Origin of the sequence: Gordonia sp. IITR100 (assembly GCF_002009645.1) — a bacterium.
GTDB lineage: Bacteria > Actinomycetota > Actinomycetes > Mycobacteriales > Mycobacteriaceae > Gordonia > Gordonia hongkongensis.
On the sequence record NZ_MVKV01000010.1, the window covers coordinates 47,189 to 73,537 of the forward strand.

General features: G+C 69.7%; 6 protein-coding genes (1 of these 6 running past the window's edge). 1 reads left to right on the forward strand and 5 read right to left on the reverse strand.

What is annotated here, in order from left to right; genetic code table 11:
* A protein-coding gene (locus B1818_RS14885) for a non-ribosomal peptide synthetase (RefSeq protein ID WP_078113166.1) crosses the window boundary here: on the reverse strand, positions 1–13,092 show its beginning. 13,263 nt of this gene lie to the left of the window's left edge; the window shows 13,092 of its 26,355 coding nt (coding positions 1–13,092); its start codon is at positions 13,090–13,092; its stop codon lies off the left edge, out of view.
* On the reverse strand, positions 13,089–21,395 hold the full coding sequence (locus B1818_RS14890) for an amino acid adenylation domain-containing protein (RefSeq protein WP_078113167.1): 8,307 nt from the start codon (positions 21,393–21,395) through the stop codon (positions 13,089–13,091). The genes B1818_RS14885 and B1818_RS14890 overlap by 4 nt, the downstream gene beginning before the upstream one ends.
* 493 nt (positions 21,396–21,888) lie before the next feature.
* On the opposite strand from B1818_RS14890, the gene B1818_RS14895 reads away from it, so the two are divergent.
* Positions 21,889–22,806, forward strand: coding sequence for a hydroxymethylglutaryl-CoA lyase (locus B1818_RS14895; protein WP_058251859.1), 918 nt, complete (start codon positions 21,889–21,891; stop codon positions 22,804–22,806).
* 47 nt (positions 22,807–22,853) lie between these two features.
* Here the strand turns inward: B1818_RS14895 and B1818_RS14900 are convergent, their stop codons facing one another.
* The 3 genes from B1818_RS14900 to B1818_RS14910 all read right to left on the reverse strand — a co-directional run bounded on the left by B1818_RS14900 (position 22,854) and on the right by B1818_RS14910 (position 26,307).
* Positions 22,854–23,297: a universal stress protein gene (locus tag B1818_RS14900; protein ID WP_058251858.1), complete on the reverse strand. Its 444-nt coding sequence runs from the start codon at positions 23,295–23,297 to the stop codon at positions 22,854–22,856.
* A 167-nt stretch (positions 23,298–23,464) separates the two neighbouring features.
* On the reverse strand, positions 23,465–25,621 hold the full coding sequence (gene uvrB, locus B1818_RS14905) for an excinuclease ABC subunit UvrB (RefSeq protein ID WP_058251857.1): 2,157 nt from the start codon (positions 25,619–25,621) through the stop codon (positions 23,465–23,467).
* A gap of 20 nt (positions 25,622–25,641) precedes the next feature.
* Positions 25,642–26,307 (reverse strand): hypothetical protein, encoded by a 666-nt coding sequence (locus B1818_RS14910; protein WP_058251881.1) that lies wholly within the window; start codon positions 26,305–26,307, stop codon positions 25,642–25,644.
* Between the last annotated feature and the right edge of the window lie 42 nt (positions 26,308–26,349).

Sequence of the window (26,349 nt, forward strand, 5' to 3'; positions counted from 1 at the left end):
CAACTCACCCACACCACTCCACCGCACCCGATCACCCGTCCGATACAACCGCACACCCACCCCACCAAACGGATCCGCCACAAACCGCTCCGCAGTCAACCCCGCCCGCGACGCATACCCCCGCGCCACCTGCACACCACCCAGATACAACTCACCCACCACACCCACCGGCACCGGACGCAACCGCGAATCCAACACCCACACCGACACATTCGGCACCGCCCGACCAATCGGCACCACCACCTCACCACCCGACACCACATACGACGTCACATCCACCGCCGCCTCCGTCGGCCCATACAAATTCACCACCCGCACCCCCGGCACCAACCCCCGCAACCCCTCCACCGCACCCACACCCAACGCCTCACCCGAACAAAACACCTGACGCAACGACCCCAACCCCGAACCCAACCCGCCCGAACCCGGCAGCACCGACTCCTGCGGCACCGACTCCCCGAGAGCATCCACAAACACCGACAACATCGACGGCACAAAATGACACACCGACACCCCGAACCGCTCCACCACCGACGCCACATACCACGGATCCCGATGACCACCCGGCTCCGCCACCACCACCGAAGCACCAACCATCAACGGCCAGAACAACTCCCACACCGACACATCAAACGACACCGGCGTCTTCCACAACACCACATCCCGCCCCTGCAACCCGAACAACGACTGCATCCACCCCAACCGATTCACCACCGCAGCCTGCGACACCGTCACACCCTTCGGCCGACCCGTCGACCCAGACGTGAACAACGTGTACACACCCGCACCACCCGGCACCTCCCCCACACCCGACACCACCTCACCCAACAAACCCACACCCAACCCCTCACCAACCACCACACCATCAACCGAAACACCCACCCCCTCACCACAATCCACCACCACACGCCGCACACCCCCAACCCCCGAAACAACACTCCCCCCACCCACATCCCCCGCCCGCACCAACACCACACCCACACCCGCCGTCGACAACATGAACCCCACCCGCTCCGCAGGCGCATCCACCTCCACCGGCACATACCGACCACCCACAGCCACCACCGCATGCACCGCCACCAACAACTCCAACGACCGCGACATCACCACACCCACAGCCGAATCCACACCCACACCCAACCCCGACAACTCCCGCGCAACACCCCCCACCAACCCACCGAACTCCCCATACGACACCACCCGACCACCCACCCGCACCGCCACCGAACCCACCGACAACCCCACCCGCTCAGCAACCACCGACCCCACCGAACGACCCGACCACCCCAACCCCACCTCCACACCACGCGACCAACCCTCGACCGTCGGGCGCAGGGCAGTCGGCATCGGGTCGAGCGCGGCCACCGGCAGGGACGGGTCGTCGATCACCGCGTCGAGCAGGTCGGTCAGCATGGCGGCGACCGTCTCGGCGACACCCTCGCCGACGACGGACAGATCCGTCTTGACCGTGAGGCAGAGGTCGTCGCCCTCCGGTGCGGCGATGAGCGCGAGCGGATAGTGCGTGGCGTCGGACGTGCTCACGTCGCGGATCTCGAGGCCCGAGGTCCGCGACCCCGCCACGACCGTGTCCACGTCGACCGGATACGACTCGAAGACCACGAGGGTGTCGAACAGGCGCGGGTGGCCGGTCGCCGCGGTGATGTCGCCGAGTCCGACGAACTGGTGGTCGAGCATGCGGGCGCGGGCATGGTGCAGTTCACCGATGAGAGCTGCCAGCGATCGACCCGGTGCGACGTCGGCAACGACCGGCACGGTGTTGATGAACAGGCCGATCATGCCGTCGGCACCGTCGAGGTCGGCGGGCCGCCCCGACACCGTCTCACCGAAGACGACTCGTTGCTCGCCGGTGAAGCGGGACAACACGATCGACCATGCCGCATTCAGCACGGTGCTCGTCGTCGTGCCCAGCGTCCGCACCGTCCGTTCGAGGGCGGCCCGGGTGGTCGCGGACACCCGCGCCGTCACCTCGTGCCGCCGGGGCTCGCGGTCGGCACCGGGGTGCACCTGTGGACGGACCAGCGTCGGAACGATGTCGGCGAGATGCTCGCGCCAGGCGGTGATCGTGGTCGCGGCGTCGCGTCGGTCGAGCCAATCGAGGTAGGACTCGAAGTCACGTGCCGGCGTGATCGCCGGGCGGCCGAGGTGGGCCGCGAGGAGGTCGGCGACGAGAATCGGCCCCGACCATCCGTCCAGGATGATGTGGTGTGCGGTGATGACCAGTGTGCACGCGGGGCCCGTCACCGTGTCGTGGGACACCGCGGAGAACCGGATGAGCGGCGGGTCGTCCAGGACAAATGGGCGTCGTAGGTCCTCGTCGGCGATCTGCACGATCCGCGAGGCCGCGTCGGCCGTGCTCAGACCGGTGAGGTCCACGCCGCGGAAGTCGGGCTCGGTCACCGCGGGATGATCGGCCGGGGGTACCACCACGACCAGTCGACCCGACGGCGTGCGGGTGAACCCCGAGCGCAGTACACGTTGCCTGGTCAACAGCTCACGGACGGCCGGCAGGAGCATGTCGGCGGGGTGAGCTCCGTCGAACTCGATGACCGACTGGGTCACATAGGGATCGACGCCGACCAGCCGCTGGGCTTCGTAGAAGAGCCCCTGTTGGAGCGGCGTCGGCGGCCAGATCGCGTAGCGACCGCGCGTCCGTGCTGCGCGTGTCCGGGTGGCGAGCACGTGGTCGATGTCCGTCTGGTCGAGCCCGCCGATCACGTCGGTCTCGCTCGGACCCGGGTCGCCCACGGCATCCACATACGCGGCGAGCGAGGACAGTGCAGATTCCCAGCGATCGGCGATCCCGCCCAGCGCGGGCTCGTCCAACAACCCCTCGGGTGCCGTGAGGTCCACTCGCAACTCCCGACCACCCGCGGTCGCCACCGAGGCGGCCGTCACGGTCAGCGCCGCCAACGCGATCATGTCTCCCCGAACCGACGGCGGAAGCGGCGGCGCGTCACCGATCGGCACGAAATCCGTTGCCGTCGAATCGGTGTCGTCGATGCCTCCGCCCCCGAGCAGACCCAGGTAATTGACCGTGATCGGCGGGAGGGGCCGGTTTCGCAGCGGCGAGCCGGGACGCAGCCATCGCAGCGGCCCGAACGCGATGCCGTTGTCCGGCATTCGCGACTGAGTGTCCTTGAGCGCCTTGACCATCGTCGCCAGACGATGACCGGGGGTGGCCTCCGCGGCGGCCTCACCTCGTGCTGCCGGGGCGGTCGCCTCCACCGGCCCGGGGACGTCGACGCTCACGGGTACGAACGAGGTGAACCATCCGACCGTCTCGGTCAGGTCGGCGCCGGGTGCGATGCCCTCTTCGCGGCCGTGGTTCTCGATCACCATCGACACCGGACCGGACGCCGTGACCGGATCCCGCAGCGCGAATGCCACGGCCGCGGCCACCACGGTGTCCGGGCGCGCACCGAACGTCTCGGCGACCGTGCCCAAGACCCGCTCTGCCAGGCCGGCTCCGACGGTGCGGGACACCGAGATCGTGGTCGCGAGACGGTCCCGGGCCCGGTCGATCTCCCACTCCGCCGGGGTCGGCGGCAGCTGGCGCGACCACCACTCAATCTCCTCTGCGCGATCGGCGAGTCCCGCCAGCACACCCGACCAGCGCCGGAACGAGGTACCCGCGGCCGCGAGGCCCGGCGTCTCCCCGTTGCGGTACTGCCACCACGCGCGTCCCAGACCCGCCACGATGGTCGGCCACGACACGGCGTCGACGCCGAGATGATGGGCGGCGACGACGAGTCGGCCGGTGCCGTCGGCGAAGCGGACGCCGATCGCCGCGACCAGTCGTCCGTCGGCCGGCGACAAGGTCGCGAGGGCGCGCGCATGGGCTGCCCGGATGGCGCTGTCGACGGAGCGCGCCGGCGTCGATGGCCGGCTCGATGTCGAGATGTCCGAGCGGTCGAGGATCTCGACCGTGATGTCACCCGGGTCGCCGTCGCCCGCCACGACGACCGGACCCCCGACGGAGTCGGTCCGCAGCGATGCCGTCAGCATCGGATGGGCCGCGACGACCGCGGTCACCACCGCGCGGACGGCGGCCTCGTCCGCCTCGACCGGCAGCGCAAGCACCGTGCTCTGCGAGAAGTCCGCGAGGTCGTCCGGGTCGTCGGCGAGGTCGAGCATCCACGCCAGGCCCGGGGTCATCCCAACCGGACCGACTGCCCCGCCCGGTATTTCGTCGAGTTTCCGGATCGCCTCCGTCTGTGCACGACGGGCCAGCTCACGGATGGTCGACGCCGCGAACACCTCGCGCGGGGTCAGATGGAGCCCCGCGGCGCGCAGCATCGACGCGAGGCGGATGGATGCGATGGAGTCCCCGCCGAGTTCGAAGAACGACCGGGTCACCGGGACGTCCTCGACCCCGAGGAGTGATGCAACGATTGCGGCGACGGTCCGTTCCGCGTCGTCGGCGGGTGCGGCGTCGGCGTGGACGGCTTCCGACAACGGGTCGAAGCGCGGCGCCGGCAGCGATTTCCGGTCCAGTTTGCCGGTGCTGCCGAGCGGCGCTTCGGTCAGCGGCACCCACAGTGTCGGCCGCATGTACACCGGCAACGACGCGGTCACCGCCTCCCGCGCGCGTGCGATGAACTCGTCCCCGTCCGGTCCACCGCCGCCGGGTCCGATGAGATATCCCACCAGGTGGTCCGAACCGCCCGGGGCGCTCGCGACGGTGACCACGGCCTGGCGTACGCCGTCGATGTCGGACAGGACCGCCTCGATCTCACCGAGTTCGATCCGCTGTCCGCGGAGTTTGACCTGGAAGTCCCTGCGTCCCAGATACTCCAGGTCGCCCGCACGGTTACGCCGGACGAGGTCGCCGGTGCGGTACAGGCGTCGGCCGCCGCCTGCGGGATCGGCGACGAAGCGTTCGGCGGTGAGGTCCGGCCGTGCCGCATATCCGCGGGCGAGCTGGACGCCTCCCAGATACAACTCGCCGGTGACGCCCGCCGGCACGGGACGCAAGCGTGCGTCGAAGACGAACGTCTGGGTGTTCCACACCGGCCGCCCGATGGGCACCACGTCCGCGCCGGGGTCCGGAGTCGCGACGGCGACCTCGACGGCGGCTTCGGTGGGACCGAACAGGTTGGAGACGCGTACGCGTGGGAGCGCCGCGCGCGTCGCCCGCAGTGTCGCCGGTGGCAGGGCCTCACCGGAACAGTAGAGGTGTCGCAGGCTCGGTAGCGGCGAACTCGCATCGTCGCGAATGTCACCGGCGCCGGGAGCGGAGCGAGCGGGCCGAATGTCACAGGCGCCGGGAGCGGAGCGAGCGGGCCGAATGTCACCGGCGTCGGGAGCGGAGCGAACGGGCCGGATTTCGTCGATGAACACGGCGAGCAGTGACGGTACGAAGTGCACCGTGGTGATCTGCTCGGCGTCGATCAGCCGAGCCATCGAATGCGGATCGAGATGGGCGTCGTCGGGCGCGATGACCAACCGGGCGCCGGTCAGCGCCGGGGTCAGCAGTTCGGGCACCGACACGTCGAAGGTGAAGGGCGTCTTCAGGAGGATCGAGTCGTGCGGTCCGATCCCGAATTCGTCGACTCCCCATCGCAATCGGTTGAGTACGGCGCGATGGGACACCGTGACGCCCTTGGGTCGGCCGGTGGACCCCGACGTGAAGATGGTGTACGCCGCGTGGTCGGGGCGCAGTATCGACAGACGTTCGTCGGCGGCGACCGGGACAGTGTCGAGGTCGACAGGGTTCGCGGCGTCCACAACGATCGCGCGGGCGACAACTTGCGCCGCGGGCGCCCGGTCGTCGCAGATCAGCGCGATCCTCGCGTGCGCGGTGTCGACCATGTGGCGAACGCGGTCGGAGGGAGCGTCGGGTGCCACCGGCATGTACTGACCGCCGGCGGCGAGTACCGCGTGGACCGCGATGACCAGTTCGATCGACCGCGGCATGCACACCGCGACGCAGTCCTCCGGGCCGATCCCGAGCGCGATGAGTTCCCGCGCGAGGGTGGCCACCCGCGCCGCGAACTCGCGCTGGGTGAGAGTGCGGTCCCCGAAACGCACCGCAACCGCCTCCGACGCTCGCAGATGGTCGGCGGCCGCGATCGCGGCCGGGATCGTGAGGTCGGGCAGGACGACCGCGGGACCGACCGAGAGCTGTTGTTGCGCATCGGCTTCGGCTGCGGTGAGGATCGGGAGGTCGGCGACCGGCAGGTCGGCGTCGTCGGCGAGCGAGCTGAGTGCCGCGGACAACGCCGCGGAGATCATCTCCGCGGTCGCCGGGTCGAACAGCGCAGTGGCATAGGCGATCGAGCCGGTCAGCCCACCGTCGGCGGTCTCGCGGAAACCGATGGTGAGGTCGAATTTCGCGGCGGTGTCCTCGATCTCGACGAACTCGGTGTCGAGATCGGCCAGTGTGCCGAGCGCCGGTCCGCGGCTCGTGGAGTGGACGAGCAGCACCTGGGCGAGCGGCTCCACGTTCTCGATGCGCTGCGGGTTCACCGCGTCGATCACCCGCTCGAACGGCACGTCGGCGTTGTCGAACGCCGCGAGGTCGGCGTTCTTGACCTGCTCGAGCAACGCGCCGACGGTGAGGTGCGGCTCGACGTCGACCGACAGGATGACGGTGTTGACGAACATGCCGATCAGCTGGTCGATCTCGCGTCGGCCTCGTCCCGCGACGGGTGTGGCCACGGCGATCCGGTTCGTCGACGTCAGGCGCGCGAGGACCGCGGCGGTGGCCGTGTGCGCGACCATGAACAGGGTGGCACGGCGGGCGGCGGCGCGTCGGCGCAGTCGCGACACCACGGCCGCGGGCAATGACCACCGCACGGTGGCCGCGCGTCCATCGGTGTCGGCGGGGCGCGGGCGGTCGATCGGCAGCGGGAGGATGTCGGGCAGGCCGGTCAACCGCTCGACCCAGAACCGCAACTGGCGCGCGATCAGGGAGTCGGCGTCCGCGGGGTCACCGAGCCGATGCCGTTGCCACACCGCGTAATCCGCGTACTGGAAGCGCAGGGCCGGCCAGTCCGGTGCGCGGCCCGACCGCCGGGCCGCGTACGCCCGCGCGATCTCGGCCGCCAGCACCGGTGCCGACTCACCGTCGGCGGCGATGTGGTGCAGCGCGATGACGAGTACGTGGTGATCCGCCGACGCGGTGATGACGCGCACCCGTACCGGTAGGTCCGTCGTCACGTCGAACGTGGTCGTGACGAGTTCCTGGATCTCCTGGTCGACGACCTCGTCGGATGATGCGGCGGCCCGCGGCGGGACCACGGTGTGCCCGATCTTGATGCGCCCGGCCCAGTCGTCGGGCGCATGCGCCACGGGTTCGACGGCGCGAGCGCCCGTTTCGGCCGACGCGGACCCGGCCGCGATGGATTCCGCGCCGGTGTCGCCGTCGGGCGTCGTCGTCGGGTAGATCGTGCGCAGCACCTCGTGGCGGTCGACGACGTCGAGGATGGCCGCCCGCATCGCGGACACGTCGAGGTCCCCGCGCAGACGGACCACGATGGGGATCACGTAGGCGGCGGAGTGCGGATCGAACTGGTTCAGGAACCACATCCGACGCTGGGCGTACGAGAGGGGTACCGGGTCCGGCCGGCTGATCGCCTCGAGCGCGGGCAGATCGGCACCGCGACCGTGTTCCCCCGCATCGACGGCGGCGGCCAGCGCCCGGACCGTCGGCGTCTCGAACAGCGCGCGGACTCCGATCTCCACACCGAGCGAGCCACCCAGGCGGGCCACCACCCGGGTCGCCGACAGCGAGGTGCCGCCGAGATCGAAGAACGACGCCTCGGCCGACACCTCCTCCGCGGCATCGAGTCCGAGGACCTCTGCGTAGACCGCAGCGACCGCCTGCTCGGTTGCCGTCGACGGACGGACGTGGACGTGTGCACCGAAACGCGGTGTGGGCAACGCCCTGCTGTCGAGCTTTCCGGTGTCCGTCAGCGGGATGTCGTCGATCGGCACGATCACGGTGGGCACCATGTGGGCGGGGAGCCGTCGAGCCGCGTGGGTCGCGACGTCTGCGGTGTCGGGCGCAGCGCCGACGACACCATGGACCCAGGACACGAGGACCGTCTCACCCGAGGTCGGGTGCTCGATTCCGGCGGTCGTCGAGAAGTCCACCCCCGGGTGCTCGCCGAGAACGGCGTCGATCTCACCGAGCTCGATCCGGAAACCCCGGATCTTGACCTGGAAGTCGCTGCGGCCCAGGAAGTCCAGCGTCCAGCGGCCGCTCCGTCGGCGCCATCGTACGAGATCACCGGTCCGGTACATCCGCTCGCCCGGCGCGCCGAACGGTGCCGCGACGAAGCGCTCGGCGGTCAACGCGGTCTGGCCGACGTAGCCGACGGCGAGGGCGGAACCCGCCAGATACAGTTCCCCGGCCACGCCGGCGGGAACGGGATGCAGGCGGGGATCGAGAACTGCGGCGGTGACACCGGCGATCGGACCACCGATGGTGACCGCGGAGTCGGGCCGCATCGGTGCCGACGATGTCGCCCAGATGGTGGTCTCGGTGGGACCGTAGAGATTGTGCATCGAGCGACCGGCGGACCAGGCCCGGACCAGTTCCGGCGAACAGACGTCACCGGCGACGGAGATGACCTCGAGATCGGGGAACCCGGTGCCGGTCGCCGCGCCCGATTCGGTGACCGCCTCGGACACCGTGGCGAGGGCGGTCGGGGTGATCGTCGCGTGGGTGATACGCTCCCGCCGCAGGATCGCCGCGAGTTCGGTGCCGCCCGTGACCCCGCCGGGCACCACGACCATGGTCGACGCGGCCGCCACCGCGACCAGCGTCTCGAACACCGCGGCGTCGAAACCCGGTGCCGCGAAGCGGAGTACGCGCGCCGCCGGCGTGAGCCCGAATCTCGCACGGGCATCGGCGATCAGATCGGCCAGCCCGCGGTGGGTGACCGCGACGCCTTTCGGCCGGCCGGTCGAGCCGGACGTGAAGATGACATAGGCCGTCTCGTCGGGGCGCGGACGTCGGGCGGACGCGACTCCGGTCTCGTCCGGATCGCCGGGCTGTTCGGCGACAACCCAGTCCACCGCCGCAGCCGCCGGTCGCAGCCCGGCGACGACCTCGGACGAGGTGACCCCGAGACGCGCGTCGACGGTGTCCAGCATGTAGCGCAGGCGCTCCCCGGGCAGGCCGGGGTCGACGGGCGCCACCGCCGCGCCCGTGCGCGCGATCGCCCAGAACCCGACCGTGCCTTCGAGAGATCTCGGTGTGGCGAGGGCGATCACGGCGTCCGGCCCGGCGCCACGCGCACGGAGTACGTCGGCCAGCCGGCGCGTACGGAGGTCGAGCTCGGTGTACGTCAGGTGCTGCCCGTTCTCGGTGACCGCGATGCCGTCGGGATTCACGGCGATCGCGGCGTCCAGCAGGTCGGCGAGCGTCGACCTCGCCGACGCGAGACCCGGTGCCGCGATCACCGCATCCAAGTGATCGTCTCCGGTGGACAGGTCGCCGACCGGCGTGTGCGGCTCGTCCACCACCGCTCGCGCGATGGCGGTCATCCGACGGACGAACGCGTCCACCGTGCCGGCGTCGAAGAGGGCGGTGGCATAGGTGACGATCACGCGCGTGTCGTCGGCCGGGCTGCGGCCCGGCTCGTCGAGGACCGTGATCTGCAGGTCGACCTTCGCGGTGGTGACCGGGGCCTCGATCTCGGAGACGACGAGCCCCGGCAACTCGACGGTCGGCCGTGCGGCGTTCTGGAATGCCAGAGCGACCTGGACCAGCGGCGGGTGCGCGGTGTCGCGTACCGCGACGACCTCGTCGACGACAGTCTCGAACGGCAGGTCGGCGTGATCGAGTGCGGTCACGTCGATCTCGCGGATGTCGTCCAGCAGATCGGTGAACGAGGCCGCTCGACGCACCCGGCTGCGCAGCGCCAGCGTGTTGACGAACATCCCGATCAATGGGTCCAGATCGCGCTCGCCCCGACCCGCGACCGGGGTCCCGATGACGACGTCCTCGTCGGCGCCGGACCGGACAAGAGTGACCGCGAGCAGGGCGTGGACGGCCATGAACATCGTCGCGCCGTGCCGACCGGCGAGGTCTCCCAGAGCGTTCCAGGTGGCGGCGTCGAACGTCGCCGACAGCTCGGCACCCGAGTCGTCCCGGACCGCGGTGCGCGGCCGGTCCACCGGCAACTCGATGAGTGCCGGCACCCCGGCGAGACGGGTTCGCCAGTGGTCGAGCTGACGTGCTGCGAGAGACGTGGGGTCGGCGGCGTCCCCGAGCCGAAGGTGCTGCCACACCGAGTAGTCGACGTACTGAACCGGCAGGGGCGCCCAGCTGGGTTCGCGGCCGGCCGCGCGCGCCTCGTATGCGGTGACGAAGTCGGTGACCATCGGCGCGACGGAGCCACCGTCGCTGATGATGTGGTGCACCACCAGGACCAGGATCACGGCGTCGTCGGCGACGCGGATCAGGCGGGCCCGAACAGGCGCACCGGCTTCGAGATCGAAACCACGACTGGTGATCTCGGCGATGGTGGCCGTGACGTCGCCCTCGCCGGCGCCGCGCATGTCGATCGGGGGTGTCACCCGGACGTCGTGTCGAGGGTCTCCCGCGGGCGCGATGACCTGCTCGGGAACGCCGTCCACCGATACGAATCGAGTGCGCAACACCTCGTGTCGCGCAAGCAGATCCGCGAGAGCCGCGGCGACGACCGCAGGGTCCGGGGACCGGTCATCCGCCGCCTCCTGGACCGAACCCGATGCGGCATCGAGGCGGAGCACGGCCGGGATGAGATACCCGGCCCCGCCCGGATCCAGCGTCTCCAGAAACCAGATTCGACGCTGTGCGGGCGACAACGGGAGCACCCCGTCGCGGCCCACTCGGCGCAGGGACACCCGGCGATCAGCTCCCCCGCGTCCGTCGTGGTCTCCGGGGTCGCGTCCGTCGATGACCGCTGCCAGACCCCGGACCGTCGGATCGGCGAACACATCTCGCGCGGAAACCGTCGTGCCGAAATGCTCGGCTGCCCGGGCGGCCACCCGGGTAGCGGTGAGCGAGTTGCCACCGAGATCGAACAACGACGTGGTGACCCCGACGTCGCTCACGCCCAAGATCTCGGCGACCAGTGCGGCCAGGGCCGCCTCGGTCGCGCCGGCGGGCGGCTCGGCAACCTCCGGGCCATCGCCGGACCCCGGATCGGGCAGGGCGCCGCGATCGAGCTTGCCGTTCACGGTGAGCGGAAGTCGGGGTAGCCGGACGAACCGGGTGGTCACCATGTACTCGGGCACCGCGGTCGCCAGGCGCGTGCGGATCTCGCTATCCGACAGCCCGACTGCGTCATCCGCCGCCGAAGCGGCGCCGCCCGCGGCGACGAGGTAGCCGACCAGATGCTCGGTGTCGCCGAGCGTACGGATGTCCGCCCCCGCCGCGTCGACGCCGTCGAGCGCCGACATCGCCGACTCGACCTCTCCCAGCTCGATCCGGAAGCCGCGGAGTTTCACCTGGCCATCGCGTCGTCCCACGAATTCGATGGACCCGTTGCGGGACATCCCGACGTCGCCGGTCCGGTACATCCGACCGCCCGGCGGTCCGAACGGGTCGGCGACGTACCGTGTGGACGTCTGACCGTGCCGGTTCAGGAACCCGCGGGTGACCTGGGCGCCCGCGACGTACAGTTCACCGGGCACGCCGTCGGGCACGGGGGCGAGCCGACCGTCGAGGACGTACACCCGCGAACCGAGCAGCGGGGTCCCGATGTCGGAGGCGGTTGCCCGGTCGACGAATGCGCGCGTCAGATCCCGACGGGTCATGTAGACGGTGGTCTCGGTGGGACCGTACATGTTGTTCAGTTGCGGGCCCGCGACATCGGCGCCGGGACGGGTCGCCGACCCGTCGGCCGCCCGGTCCGTCTGCCATGTCCGGACATGCTCGTAGTCGAGGAGTTCGCCCGAGAAGTGCAGGCGCCGAACGGAGTCGGGCAATCGACGGCCGAGGGGTGGGCGGACGACCGCCGCGAACTGATAGAACGACGACGGGGTGAAGTTGACGATCGTGACCCCGTGTCGGTCGAACGCCTCGACCACGTCGTCCGGGGCGCGGGTCGTCGCGTGGTCGAGCACGAGGAGACGACCGCCGGCGCGCAGTGCGGCCCAGATCTCGCCGACCGAGACGTCGAACGCGTAGGAGTGGAACATCGACCACACGTCGTCGGGCGAACTCTCCACTACGGCGTCGAGCGCATCGAGCAGCGACACCACGTTGTCGTGGGTGACCACAACGCCTTTGGGGCGCCCGGTGGATCCGGAGGTGTACATCACGTAGGCGCTCGACTGGGCGGTCACGTGCTCCGGCAGCGGTGGGGTCGAGACCGACCGGGCATCGATGTCGTACTGCGCCAACAGGTCCTGCGGCGTGCACAGCGGCGCGGGCATCGCAGCCCAGGCCCCGACCGTCTCGGCGTCGGCCACGACGGCGACCGGCGACGCGTCCTCGACGATCCCGCGCAGGCGCGCAACCGGGTGTGTCCGGTCGAGGGGTAGATAGGCGGCACCGGTCTTGAGAACCGCGAGCAACGCCACGATGAGGTCCACCGAGCGCGGAAGCGCGACCCCCACGAGTGTTTCGGGACCCGCACCACGATCGACGAGGGCGTGCGCCATCCGTTCGGAGCGCTCGTCGAGTTCCCGGTAGGTGAGCGACGCCCCGTCGAGGTCGGCGAGAGCGACGGCGTCGGCACGTCGTCGTGCGGCGATCCGGAAAAGCCCCGGCAGCGACTCGCGGTCACCGAGGCCCAGGATCTCGGTGATCCGCCGGTCGAGTTCATCGACGATTCCGGCCGCGGCGGTAGCCAGTTGCGATCCGCTCAGCCCCGCGCGCGGCATCAGCGCCGTCACCGTCGCGCGGAGGGCGGCGTCGGGCGCGACGCCCCGCTCCGCCAGGGTGATCGCCGAGGCCGAGACCCGGCGGTGCAGAGCACGGAAGGTCACCGGACCGGCCGCCCCGGACATCGCCTCGTCGTCGCCCGCGTGGGCGGCGGCGAGCGCCAGCAGCCGCAGCGCGGACAGGCGGCGCAGCGACGGCTGGGCATGCCCCGTCGAAGTGCGGGGAATCGAGGTGTCCGACGTCACGCGGGTTCCACTCGATTTCGCTGGACCGCGCCCGATCCGGCGCCCGTGTGGCCGTGCACGACGGCATCGGCGGCGGTTCGCACGCTGTCGAAGACCTCGTCGATGGATCGGTCGGCGTCGGCGAGGAGCGTCGCCACGGCGATCGTCAACGCCTCCGCCGGGTCTTCGTCGGGAATCGACATCGACATCGCGACCGCGGTTGCCTCGAGATCGGCGAAGGTCACCTGTGGCGCCCCCGCGACGCCGATGACCGTGTCGGGCGCGACTGCCGCGACCTCCGACACCAGCTCGTGCAGCGGCCGGACGGCATCGTTCCCGCGCGCTTGCGGCGCGTTTTGCTCCGCCCAGACGGCGAGATCCCCGATCGCAGTATCCGGCCGTGACACGATGTCGGCCAACAGATTTCGGAATCTCTCGGCGAACAGGGCCACCGTGCCGGGGTCGAAGAGATCGGTGTCGAAGGCGATCTGCCCGCCCAACGCGCCGTTCCGGTCGACGCCGTCGGGGTCGCCCGGGTAGAGCATGACCTCGAGGTCCACCTTGGCGGGAAAGGACTCGGGCAGACGCGGCCGGACGTGCAGCCCGTCGAGTTCGACGTCCGGGAACTCGAGATTCTGGTACGAAAGCATCACCGAGAACAACGGGTTTCGGCGTCCGCGGCGGACCGACGCACGGTCGGTCCGGGCGAGATGATCGACGATCTCGTCGAAGGACACGTCGGTGTGACCCAGGTCGGCGAAATCATCGGTGTGCACCCGTCGCAAGAGGTCCGCGAACGGCTCGTCGAGACGAAGCCGCGTACGCAGGGGCACCGTGGTCGCGAGCATCCCCACCATGTCGGTCAGGGCGGGATCATCACGACCGGCGAACGGTGTGCCGATGACGATGTCGTCGCTTCCCGACAACCGCCCGAGCAGGACCGCGAGCGCCGCGTGCAGGACGGCGAACCGCGTCGTGTTGCCCACCCGCGCCATCTGGCGGAGCATCGTCGCGGTGGGCGACGGGATGTCGAGATCGACGACTCCGCCCACATGGCGGGGCTCCACGGGCCGGGGCCGGTCGGTCGGGATCGTCGCCGGCTCCCCCGCCCGATCCAGACGTCGCCCCCAGTACCGCAGTTGACGCTGACGTTCCGTCTCCCCGTCGGGCCGCGTGGTCTGCAGGCGCTCGGCGTGCCAGATCGCATAGTCGGCGAACTGCACGCGCTGCCCCACCGCACTTCTCGATCCGGCTCGCCCCGAGATGCGGGCGGAGTAGAACTCGGCGAGGTCGCGGGACAGCGGGCCGAGCGACCCACCGTCGGCGTTGATGTGGTGGACGACGAACACCAGCAGGTGCCGGTCCGGGCTCACCCGCAGGATCGTCGCGCGGACCGCCGGGGGGCCGGTCAGGTCGAAACCCGCTCCGACGACAGCGGCGACCTCGGCGCCCAACCGGTCCTCGGCGGGCATGTCGGGCCGGTCACCGGCGGCGAGATCGACGAGCGGAATCCGCAACGCGTGCACCGCATCCGCAGCGGGGATGATGAGTTGCACCGGTGTGCCGTCGTGCAGCGGGTAACGCGTGCGCAGCGACTCGTGCCGCGCGACGAGGTCACCCACCGCGCCCGTGAGGGCCGGGACGTCGAGCCGGCCGTCGAGCTCCAGGGTCAGGCCGACGTTGTAGGCAGGCGAGGCCGGATCGGTCTGGTTGATCGACCACAGGCCGCGTTGCACTCCCGTGAGGTCGACGACATGAGTGCGTTCGCGCGGCGTCAGCATGCGTCCCGAGACCGCCCGGTCTGCCGTCGCCACCGCCGCCACGAAGTCCGCGACGGTCGGGTTCTCGAAGAGCAGCGACATCGGCACGCGGCGTCCGACATGCTGTTCGACGCGATAGGCGACCTTGGTCGCCGACAGCGAGCTCCCGCCGAGTTCGAAGAACCCGTCGTACACACTGACCTCCCGCAGACCGAGCACGTCGGCGAAGATCTGGGCCACGACGCCCTCGAGCCGGCTGCGGGGGCCGACATATTCACGTGCGGGCGAGATCTCCACCCCGGGCAGGGCGCGGCGGTCGACCTTGCCGGTCCGGGTCATCGGCAACTCGTCGAGCACCACCACGGTGTGCGGTACGAGGTGCGACGGCAGGCGGGCGGCGGCGTGGTCGAGGATGTGCTCGGGTGCGGGGACCCGGTCGGCAGGGGCGGTCACATACGACACCAGCACCGTGTCCCCAGCGGGGGTCGACGTCCCGACGGTAACCGCGATGTCCACGTCGGGATGACTTGCCAGCACGCCGTCGACCTCGCCGGGTTCGACCCGCATGCCGCGGATCTTGATCTGGAAGTCGTTGCGCCCGTGGTAGACGATGTCGCCGGACGGCGTGCGCGTGACGAGGTCCCCGGTGCGGTACATCCGCCCCCCGGTCTCGAACGGATCGGCGACGAACCGGCCCGCCGTCAGTCCGGGACGACCGTGGTAGCCGCGCCCGAGTGCCCGTCCCGACAGGTACAGCTCACCCAGGACACCGTCCGGCACCGGACGCAGGCAGGCGTCGAGGACCCGGACGCCGACTCCGGCGATCGGCCCACCGATCGTGACCGGTTCCGCGGGCCGGAGGGGCGCGGAGGCGGTGGCCCAGATCGTGGTCTCGCTGGGACCGTAGAGATTGAGCAGCGGGCGGCCGGCCGCATGCCACCTCGCGACCAACTCCGGAGGGCAGGCCTCGCCCGCCACCATCACGACCGAGAGTTCGGGCACCGCGGCAGGATCGAGAGTGGCGAGCGCGGTGGGCGTCATGATCGTGTGGGTGACCCGGTCACGGGCGATGATGGTCGCCAGCTCGGGACCGGCGAACACCTCGGGTGGGCTGATCGCCAGCTGGGCGCCCGAACACACCGCGAACACGATCTCCCAGACCGCGACATCGAATCCCGGTGCGGCGACATGGAGTATCCGCGAGTCCGGGCCCGCGCCCAGGCGATGCTGCTGCTCACCGACCAGTTCGGCGAACCCGGCGTTGGTCACCGTGACGGCCTTGGGCCGGCCGGTGGACCCGGAGGTGAATTGGAGGTAGGCCGCGTCGTCGAGGGCGATCGGCCGTACCCGCTCGGCGTCGGCCACCCGGTGCGTCGGCCGTCCGGCGATTCCCAGATCCACCTCGAGGTCATCGAGAACCAGCTGCGCGACCGTGGATCGGGTCGCCGAGGACCCGGCGCCGTCCGTGGTGACGGGATCCGCCGTGATGACCAGAACCGCACCGCTGTCGGCGAGCATCGCCGAACGGCGGGCGGCGGGCAGACGGGAGTCGATCATCACGAAGGCGGCGCCGCTCATGGCCACGCCCAGTACGGCCAGGACCGACCGGGGCGAGCGCGGGATGCTCACCGCTACGACGTCGCCTGGGCCGATGCCGCGTTCGATCAGGACGCGGGCGATCTGATTGGTCGTGGTCGTCACCTCGGACCAGCGGACCGCGCTCTCCCCGAGCAGGGCAGGGGCGCCGGGGTCGGCGCTCGCGAGACCGCGCGTCAGCAGTGTCGCGAGGGTCTGCTCCGAACGCGATCCCCGGGCCGGCGCCGCCAGGGTACGCATCTCGTCCGGGCGGAGCAGGTCGATCGCACCGATGCTCCGCGACGACTCGTGCACCATCTGCTCCAGGACGAACTCCAGCCGCCGCGCCATGTCACGCACCGTAGCTTCGTCGAAAAGGTCAGTTGCATAGGCGAATTCGACGTCGTAACGGTCGGTGCGGTCAGTGACCGACACGGTCACGTCGTACTTCGCGGACGGTACCCGGGCATCGAGGACCTCCGCGGACCCGGCCCATCGGGCGAGCTCGGCCAACTGATCGGGTTGAACCGTCAGCGCGACCTGGAACAGCGGCGAGTGCGACGGCGACCGGTGTGGCGCGACAGCGTCCACGACCCGTTCGAACGGGACGTCGACGCGGCTCATCGCGTGCGCGCAGCGGCGATGCGCGGCGGTGACGAAGTCGGCGACGGTGTCCCCGGGTTGCAGGGTCGTTCGCAGCACGACGGTGTTGACGAACATGCCGACGAGGTCGGCGAGCGCCGGATCGTCGCGGCCGGCGACCGCGGTCCCGATACTCACGTCGTCGGTGGCGGCCAGCCGACCCACGGTGATCGCCAGGGCGGACTGGAACACCGCGAACGGGGTGACCGCCAACGATCTCGCGAGCTGCCGGATCCCCGCGGTCAGGCCCGTCCCGAGCACGGTGTCCACATGCGCTCCGCTACTCGACATCACCCGCGGACGCGGCCGATCGGTGGGCAACTGCAGCAGATCCGGCGCGCCGCGCAACTCCGCCCGCCAGAACTCCAGGCCCTCGACCAGAACCGACGACGGCGCATCCGGCGTTCCGAGCGTCTCGGCGCGCTCGACGGCGACATCGGCGTACTGCATCGGCAACGGTGAGAGATCCGGTTCCGCACCCGCGCGTCGACTGTCGTACGCGGTCATCAGATCTCGCAGCAGCGGCCGGAGCGAGTGCCCGTCGGCCGCGATGTGATGAAGGACCAGCACGACGATGTCGCCATCCGGATGTCCGGTCACCAGGCGGTACCGGAACGGGATCTCCTCGGCCAGATCGAAGCCCACGTCGGTGATGGCGGAGATCGCCACGTTCACATCGTCTCCGGCGTCGGTCACATGTGTCCCGCTCGCTGCGCTCCCGGCGACGAGCTGGACGTGTGTCCCGCCCAGAAGATCGGCAGCCGTGCGCGTGTCCAGGATTCGCTGCTCGGGTTCGCCGTCGACGACCGGGAACACCGTGCGCAGGATCTCGTGCCGGTCGACGACGTCCAGGACCGCCCGGTGCATGGCATCGGTGTCCAGCGCGTGCGCCAGGCGCAGCGCGCCCGACATGTTATAGGTCGACTCGGCCGGCGACATCCGGTTGATGAACCACAACCGGGTCTGCGCCTGCGACAGCGGGATTCGCGCCGGACGCGGTGGTTGCGACCGGCTCGCTGCGGACCGGTCGGACTGCGGGACGACCACGGCGCGTGACGCGAGATCGGCGAGGTCGACCGCGTCGAAGACGTCGGTCAGGGCAATCCCCAGGCCGTGGTCGACACGCGCGCGGGCCACCATCCGGGCGGCGAGCAACGAATCCGCCCCCAAAGCGAAGAGATTGTCCGAGACGCTGACCCCCTCACGGTCCAACGCCTCCTCCACCAGCGACACGATCGCCCGCTCGACCGGGGTCTGCGGCGTCCGGAAACTCGTTGCGGCGGAGCCGAGTACGGGAACCGGCAGCGCGCGTGTGTCCAGCTTGCCCGACCGGGTGGTGGGAAACGCGTCGAGGAAGACGATCCCAGGCGGAACCATGTGTCCGGGGAGGCGCCGTCGGCAGTGCGCGCGCACAGCGTCGGCGTCGAGCAGTTGCCGGGTGTCACCGGCATCACGATCGGCGCGGGAGTCGGGCACGGACCCATCCCGGCGAGCACGGAGGTAGGCGACGAGAACGGGTGCGGGCCCGAGATCGCGGCGGGCGACGACCGCTACCGCGTCGACGCCCGGGATCGCGGCGATCACCGCCTCGACCTCGCCGGGTTCCACGCGCTGACCCCGGATCTTGATCTGCTGATCGGTTCGTCCCAGATACTCCAGTTCACCGTCCGCAGTCCATCGGACCAGATCCCCGGTGCGGTACATCCGGGCACCCATGTCCCCCCGCGGATCGGCCGTGAACCTGCCCGATGTCAGTCCCGGCGCACCGACGTAGCACGATGCCAGCTGCGGCCCCACCAGATACAACTCGCCGGCGACCCCGACCGGAACCGGACGGAGTCGGCCGTCGAGGACCCGCACCTCGGTCCCCGGTACCGGGTGTCCGATCGGAACGGCGGGACCATCCGTCGTGACCCGCTGGGCGGTCACGTCGATCGCCGCCTCGGTCGGCCCGTACAGATTCACCAGTCCGGCACGGGTGGTCGACCGTACGCGCCGGGCGAGCCGGGCCGGCAGCGCCTCGCCCGACGTGAACACCCAGCGCACGTGGTCGGGTAGGGAGAGCCGTTCGTGCGCCATCGTGTCGGTTCCGCCGAAGTCGTCGACGGACTGAGTTGTCGAACCACCGGGGTCCGGTCCGAGCACCACGTCGAGATAGGCATCGAGCATCGACGGCACGAAATGCAGGACGGTGACGCCGGAGCGCGCGATGAGGTCGCGGAGGTACGCGGGATCGCGGTGTCCGCCGGGCATCGCGATCACCATCCGCGCCCCGACGCGCAACGGCCACAGCAACTCCCAGACCGACACGTCGAAGGTCGCCGGCGTCTTGTACAGCACGACGTCCCCCGCGGCGATCGGGTGATCGTGCTGCATCCACCCGAGGCGTTGCTCGATCGCCCGATGACCGATCTCGACACCTTTGGGGGTCCCGGTCGATCCTGACGTGAAGATGACGTAGGCGGCCAGATCAGCCGGAACTCGGGTCTCCCGATGCGGCCGTGCCGTCGGACCTCGACGCGGGGAGGCGAGACCGGCGACGAAGTGTGCGTCGACGACCAGGGCGGGTTCGACCGCGGCGATGATCGCCTGCCGCCTCTCTTCCGGTTCGGCCGGATCGACCGGCACGTAGGCCGCACCCAGCCCGATCGCGGCATACACGGCGCACACCTGCTCGATCGAGCGGTCCAGTGCCACGACGATGCGATCGCCGCGCCGGACGCCCAGACTCGTGAACCGGTCCGCGAATGTGTCGCACGCACGCGCGAATTCGCGGTAGGTGAGGGTGGTGTCGCCGAACGTCACCGCGGGCGCGTCCGGCGTCGACTCGACCTGGCGATCGAAGGCGGCCAGCACGTGCTCACCGCCCACGCCGAGGGCCGGCCCGCCGGAACCGAGGTGATCCAGGGTTGCCGACTCCCCGGCCATCAGCAGGTCGAGGTCGGTGACAGGCCGGTTCGGGTGCGCGACGAACTGTGTGAGCACGTTGAGCAGGCGACCGCGATGTGCCTCGAGTTCCGCCGACCCGTACAGCGTGGGGTTCGCGTGCAAACCCACTTCCAGCGGGGCCTCCGGGCCGGCCGCGAAGACGTTCATCACCAGGTCTTCGACCAGACCGGCGGACAGCATGTGATAGCGCACGCGGGCGCCGTCGATGACGATCGGCTTGTCGAACAGCAACAGGTTGACCAGCGGTCCGAACGACGTACCGCGGGCATCACCGAAACCGGCTGCCGCCCTGATGTCCTCGGATCGATACCGTTGATGGCGCAGACCCGCGGTGATCTCCGCGCTGACCGCCGCGACGACGTCGGCGCACGTCGCGGAGGAGATTCCGTCCACGCGCAGCGGCAACATGTTGGAGACCATCCCGGCCGAGTGCCGGACGCGCGCCGTCGTCCTTGCGGTGACCGGCAGACTGAGGACGATGTCGTCGCTGCCGGACATGCGCGCGAGGAACGCGGCGAACGCGGCGGTGAGGATGGCGGCAACCGAGGCGTCGAGATCCCGGGCGCACCGACGCAGCGCCTCATCCAGTTCCGGACCTAGCAGCCCGGCGCAGACGACGGTCTCGTTGCGGACGCCGGCGGTGGCCGGGTGTGCAGCGAGGCTGACCCGCTCGGAGAGCCCGGCGGCACGTTCCTGCCAGAACTCGCGGTCTTTCTCGAACCGCGTGCTCTGCCGGTAGGCGGCGTCGTCGGCGACCACCTCGGCGATGCTGGCGCGTCGGACCGGTCGGCGCCCGATTCGCGGCGGCACCGTGGCAGCGACCTCCGCCGCAGGATTCGGCGCGCGGTGCTCGTTGTAGCGCGCCACCGCTTCGTGCAGGCACATCAGCGCGCCGTATCCGTCGAACGCGATGTGATGACCGCGCATGTACCAGTACGTCCGGTCGTCGGCGATCCGGATGAAGGCCGCGACGGCGACCGGATCGGCCAGCAGGTCCACGGACCGCTGGTGGTCGGCGCGCATCCAGTCGGCGGCTGCCGCTTCGGGATCCGGGTGCGTCCGCAGATCGACGTCGATCACGTCGAACGGAACGGAGAAGTCGATGTATTGCCGAGGCGTGCCGTCGACCTCGACCACGCGCGTGTACGCCGTCTGCAGGTCGCGTGCCGCCTCCAATACTCCCCGACGGAACAACTCCCGATCGAACGGGCGTCCGTCGTCGACGATGTCGAGGTAGTGCGCGACGGTGACCGAGTGGTCGTCGACCAAGTTCTCGGCAAACCACATGGCGCGTTGGGCCGCGGTCAGATCCAGTAGATCCGCCCCTCGAGGCGCGCGGAGTGCCCCCGGGCGCCAGTCTCCCCCAGTCCCATCTCGGTGGGACACAGTGTCATCCATGCGTCGTCCGACGTCGGTTTCGGCGGTTGGGTCGCTCGACGATGACGCCCCCGCGTCCCCCCGCAGCGATCGTCGAACAGCAACGAATCATACGCGGTACATCGCATCCGCTTCGGAAAGTGATACATCCCGCACGATCGGCCGTTCCCGACGATCAGACGACTTCGAAAACTGGTGTGACAGATGGGATCACCCGAGTGCGATAAAGCCACACTGGTCACTTTCGTACCGTCTGGCGTGGTTCCGGGACCGTAGGATTCGGTCGTTCGACCGACACCGGGACAGAACGGCATCTCGGACATGGCGTCGCCCGGCGCCGGGAGCGAAGCGAGCGGGCCGAATGAACACCGGCGCCGGTAGCGAAGCGAGCGGGCCGAATGGACACCGGCGCCGGGAGCGAAGCGAGCGGGCCGAACGGACACCGGCGCCGGGAGCGAAGCGAGGGGGCCTCGATCGATGGAGTCGCTGCGCCGGACAAGGCAAGATCGGACTGGTGTCAGACGTGCAGTTGATCGAGGTGGGCCCGCGGGACGGGTTGCAGAACGAGCAGACCCTGCTCTCCGTCGAGGAGAAGGTCGAGCTCATCGCCCGGGCGGTCGACGCCGGCTTGCGCCGGATCGAGGCGGTGAGTTTCGTGAACCCCAAACGCGTACCGCAGATGGCCGGCGCCGAGGAGGTCATGGCCGGGGTGCCCCGCGTGGACGGTGTCTCCTATATCGGGCTCGTCCTGAATCGTCGTGGTCTCGACCGCGCTCTCGCCTCCGCGGTCGACGAGGTGAACGCGGTCGTCGTGGCCACCGAGGCGTTCAGCCGCCGTAATCAGGGCTGCAGCGTCGAGGACACCGTTTCCGCGGCCGTCGACGTGGTGCGCGACGCGCGTGCGGCCGGCCTCGCGACGACGGTGACCATCGCGGTCGCGTTCGGCTGCCCGTTCACGGGCGAGGTCGACCCGCGCCGGATCTCCGACATCGTGGCGCGGTTGACCGATCAGGCCGCCCCGGACGAGATCGCTCTCGCCGACACGATCGGCGTCGGGGTCCCGGCGCAGGTCCGCGATCTCGCCGCCCGCACGACGGATAGTGCGCCCGGTATTCCACAGCGCTGGCACTTCCACAACACGCGGAACACCGGCTACGCGAATGCTCTCACCGCGCTCGATTCGGGTGCCGGCGCCATCGACGCCAGTGTCGGCGGATTCGGTGGGTGTCCGTTCGCGCCCGCGGCGACCGGCAACATCGCGTCTGAGGATCTCGTCTACGCACTCGATCGGTCCGAGGTCATCACGGGTGTCGACATGCAGGGGCTGATCGACACCGCCGCGTGGCTGGGCCGGGCCCTCGACAAGAATGTCCCCGCACTCCTCGGACGTGCCGGAGCATTTCCGGGCGTCCGCGCAGACGGGGACATCTGAGCGGGACCCCATCGGTGCGAACGCACCGGTGGGACACCCTTCGTCGACTATCCGGTGGTGTGGACGATCAGCACGTCGCACGCCGACTTGCGGGCCACATCGGCGGGGACCGATCCGAGGAGCCGGCCGGCGATCGAATTCAGGCCGCGATTGCCCACGACGAGAAGATCGGCCTTGACGTCGCTCACCAACTGCAGGAGCGCGTCGACCGGAGCACCCTTGACCGGGCGCTGCACCACGTTCGACGCACCGGCCTTGGTGGCCCGTTCCTTCGCGGTTCGCAGGATCTCCTCGGTCGGCGTCGATCCGGTGACCTGGTACGCCTCGTCTTTCAGGACATCCGCGGCGTCTCCGGCTCCGCGCTCGTTCGGGAAGTACGCGCACGCGATCACCAACTGAGCGTCGCCCGCGAGTGCACCCGCACGCTCCACAGCCTTCATCGACGACTCGGAGCCGTCCGTTCCGACGACGACGGTTTCGTAAGAGCTCATCCCAACCTCTCGACATGAATTCGCCTCGCTGCCCATCAGCGAGGCGTCATCGCGTATACCCACAATGCAGGGGTCCTGCACGGGGACATTAGTGTGCCACGGGCACGTCTGTCCCCCGTTCGTGGTGATCGGCACATCGTGAACCCGACGCTGCCACCCCGAAGCCGTCACTTGATCCCGGCCGCGTCCATCCCTCGCATCTCCTTCTTCAGATCGGCGATCTCGTCGCGGAGTCGTCCGGCGAGTTCGAACTGCAGATCCCGAGCGGCACTCATCATCTGGTCGGTGAGTTGGGACACGAGGTCGGCGAGCTCGGCGCGGGGCATCATCGACACGTCACGCTTCTCGATGACCCCCGAACTTCCGGCTTTCGACACCTCACCCTGTGCGCGGCGTCCGCGGCTGGAGTTGCGTCCGGAACCGCCGACCGCCACGGCCTCGTCTTCGGCTTCCTTGTAGACCTGGTCCAGGATGTCGGCGATCTTCTTGCGCAGCGGCTTCGGATCGATGCCGTTCGCCTTGTTGTACGCGATCTGCTTCTCGCGACGCCGCTCGGTCTCGTCGATGGCGTTGCGCATCGAATCGGTGATCTTGTCCGCATACATGTGGACCTCGCCGGACACGTTGCGGGCCGCGCGACCGATCGTCTGGATGAGCGACGTGGTGCTCCGCAGGAAGCCCTCTTTGTCGGCGTCGAGAATCGCGACGAGCGAGACCTCGGGCAGGTCGAGACCCTCGCGGAGCAGGTTGATGCCCACCAGGACGTCGTAATCACCGGACCGCAGCTGGCGGAGCAGTTCGACACGACGCAGGGTGTCGACCTCCGAGTGCAGGTACCGGACGCGGATACCGAGTTCGAGCAGGTAATCGGTGAGATCCTCGGCCATCTTCTTGGTCAGGGTGGTCACCAGGACGCGCTCGTCGCGATCGGTTCGCTCACGGATCTCATGGACCAGATCGTCGATCTGGCCCTTGGTGGGTTTCACCACGACCTGCGGGTCCACGAGCCCCGTCGGACGGATCACCTGTTCGACGAACTCGCCGTTGGACTGGCCCAGTTCGTACGGCCCGGGAGTCGCGGACAGATAGACGGTCTGTCCGATGCGGTCGACGAACTCATCCCATGTGAGCGGTCGGTTGTCGACCGCCGAAGGCAACCGGAATCCGTACTCGACGAGGTTGCGCTTGCGCGACATGTCGCCTTCGTACATGCCGCCGATCTGGGGCACCGTCACGTGCGACTCGTCGATGACGAGGAGGAAGTCGTCCGGGAAGTAGTCGATGAGCGTGGCCGGCGCGCTCCCCGCGGCTCGGCCGTCGATGTGGCGCGAGTAGTTCTCGATGCCCGAGCAGAACCCGACCTGACGCATCATCTCCAGGTCGTAGGTGGTGCGCATGCGCAGACGCTGGGCCTCCAGCAGCTTGCCCTTGCCCTCCAGCTCGGCGAGTCGTTCCTCGAGCTCGCGCTCGATGCTCGCCATCGCCTTCTCCATACGCTCGGGCCCGGCAACATAATGGGTGGCCGGGAAGATGCGCAGCGAGTCGACCTGGCGCACGACGTCACCGGTCAGCGGATGCAGGAAGTACAGCGACTCGACCTCGTCGCCGAAGAACTCGATGCGCACAGCCAGTTCCTCATAGGACGGGATGATCTCGACCGTGTCTCCGCGCACCCGGAAGCTGCCGCGGGTGAACGACATGTCGTTGCGCGTGTACTGGACGTCGACGAGCAGACGCAGCAGGGCGTCGCGATCGATCTCCTGACCGACCTCGATCTCGACGGACCGGTCGAGATAGGACTGCGGCGTACCGAGGCCGTAGATGCAGGACACCGAGGCGACGACGACCACGTCGCGTCGCGACAGCAGGCTCGACGTCGCCGAGTGACGTAGACGCTCGACGTCGTCGTTGATCGACGAGTCCTTCTCGATGTAGGTGTCGGTCTGCGCGATGTACGCCTCTGGTTGGTAGTAGTCGTAGTACGAGACGAAGTACTCGACCGCGTTGTTGGGCAGCATCTCGCGCAGTTCGTTCGCGAGCTGCGCCGCGAGCGTCTTGTTCGGCGCCATCACGAGCGTCGGGCGCTGCACCTGCTCGATGAGCCAGGCCGTGGTCGCCGACTTTCCGGTGCCGGTCGCGCCGAGGAGGACGATGTCCTTCTCCCCGGCCTTGATCCGGCGGGTGAGGTCTTCGATGGCGGCGGGCTGGTCGCCGGCCGGTTCGTACTCGCTGACGACCTGCAGGCGGGCATCGGTCCGCTCGATCTCGCCGACCGGCCGGAACTCCGAGTGCGCGATGACGGGGCGTTCTGCTGCAAAAGCCATAGTGCCAGGGTAAACGCGACCTATGACATCGATGTTCCCGCGGACCGGCGTCCGACGAGCGCGGCGACGAGCACGAGCGCCGAGCACAGCGGGATCGGCTGGCCGACGACGACGAACACCCCGACGTCGGCGAGGACCGCGACGGGCGCCGCGACCCGGACCGCCGGGCCCGGAACCGGCGCCTTGCCGCGGGACCGGCGCGGCACGCGCGACCACGGTTTCGCGATCGACAGCCAGCCCTGGAACGCGATCAACGTGGCCATCAGGACCGTCGACGCGAGCAGGCCGGCCGACGCGACTTCGCGGGCGCGCGCCGCCGAGTCGAGAGCTGGTGAGAGCACCGCGATCCCGACGACGAGCTGGATGACCGTGATCGCGAACTTCACGAGGACCCACCAGTGGAGGAAGAAGCCCCACGGCGTCGTCGCGGACAGCAGGAATCCCGACATCGCGGACACATTGGCAGAGACCACCAGGACCGTGGTGTCGAGGACGTGTGCGGCGACCGCGCCCCCGTCCCCGGGACTCAGCATAAGAACCGCCATCGCGAGCGCCTGGCTCATCCAACAGACCGACGAGAGCACATGTATCCACAGCAGCAGGTGCCGTGCGCACTTGACGGTCGGCCGCGCTGTGATTCGTTCGCGGGCCACTCCACGGCCCCGTTCGGCGACGAAAGTCCTCATGTTCCGACCATCCCGCGAATTGGCGGTCGGACGCATCGGTGA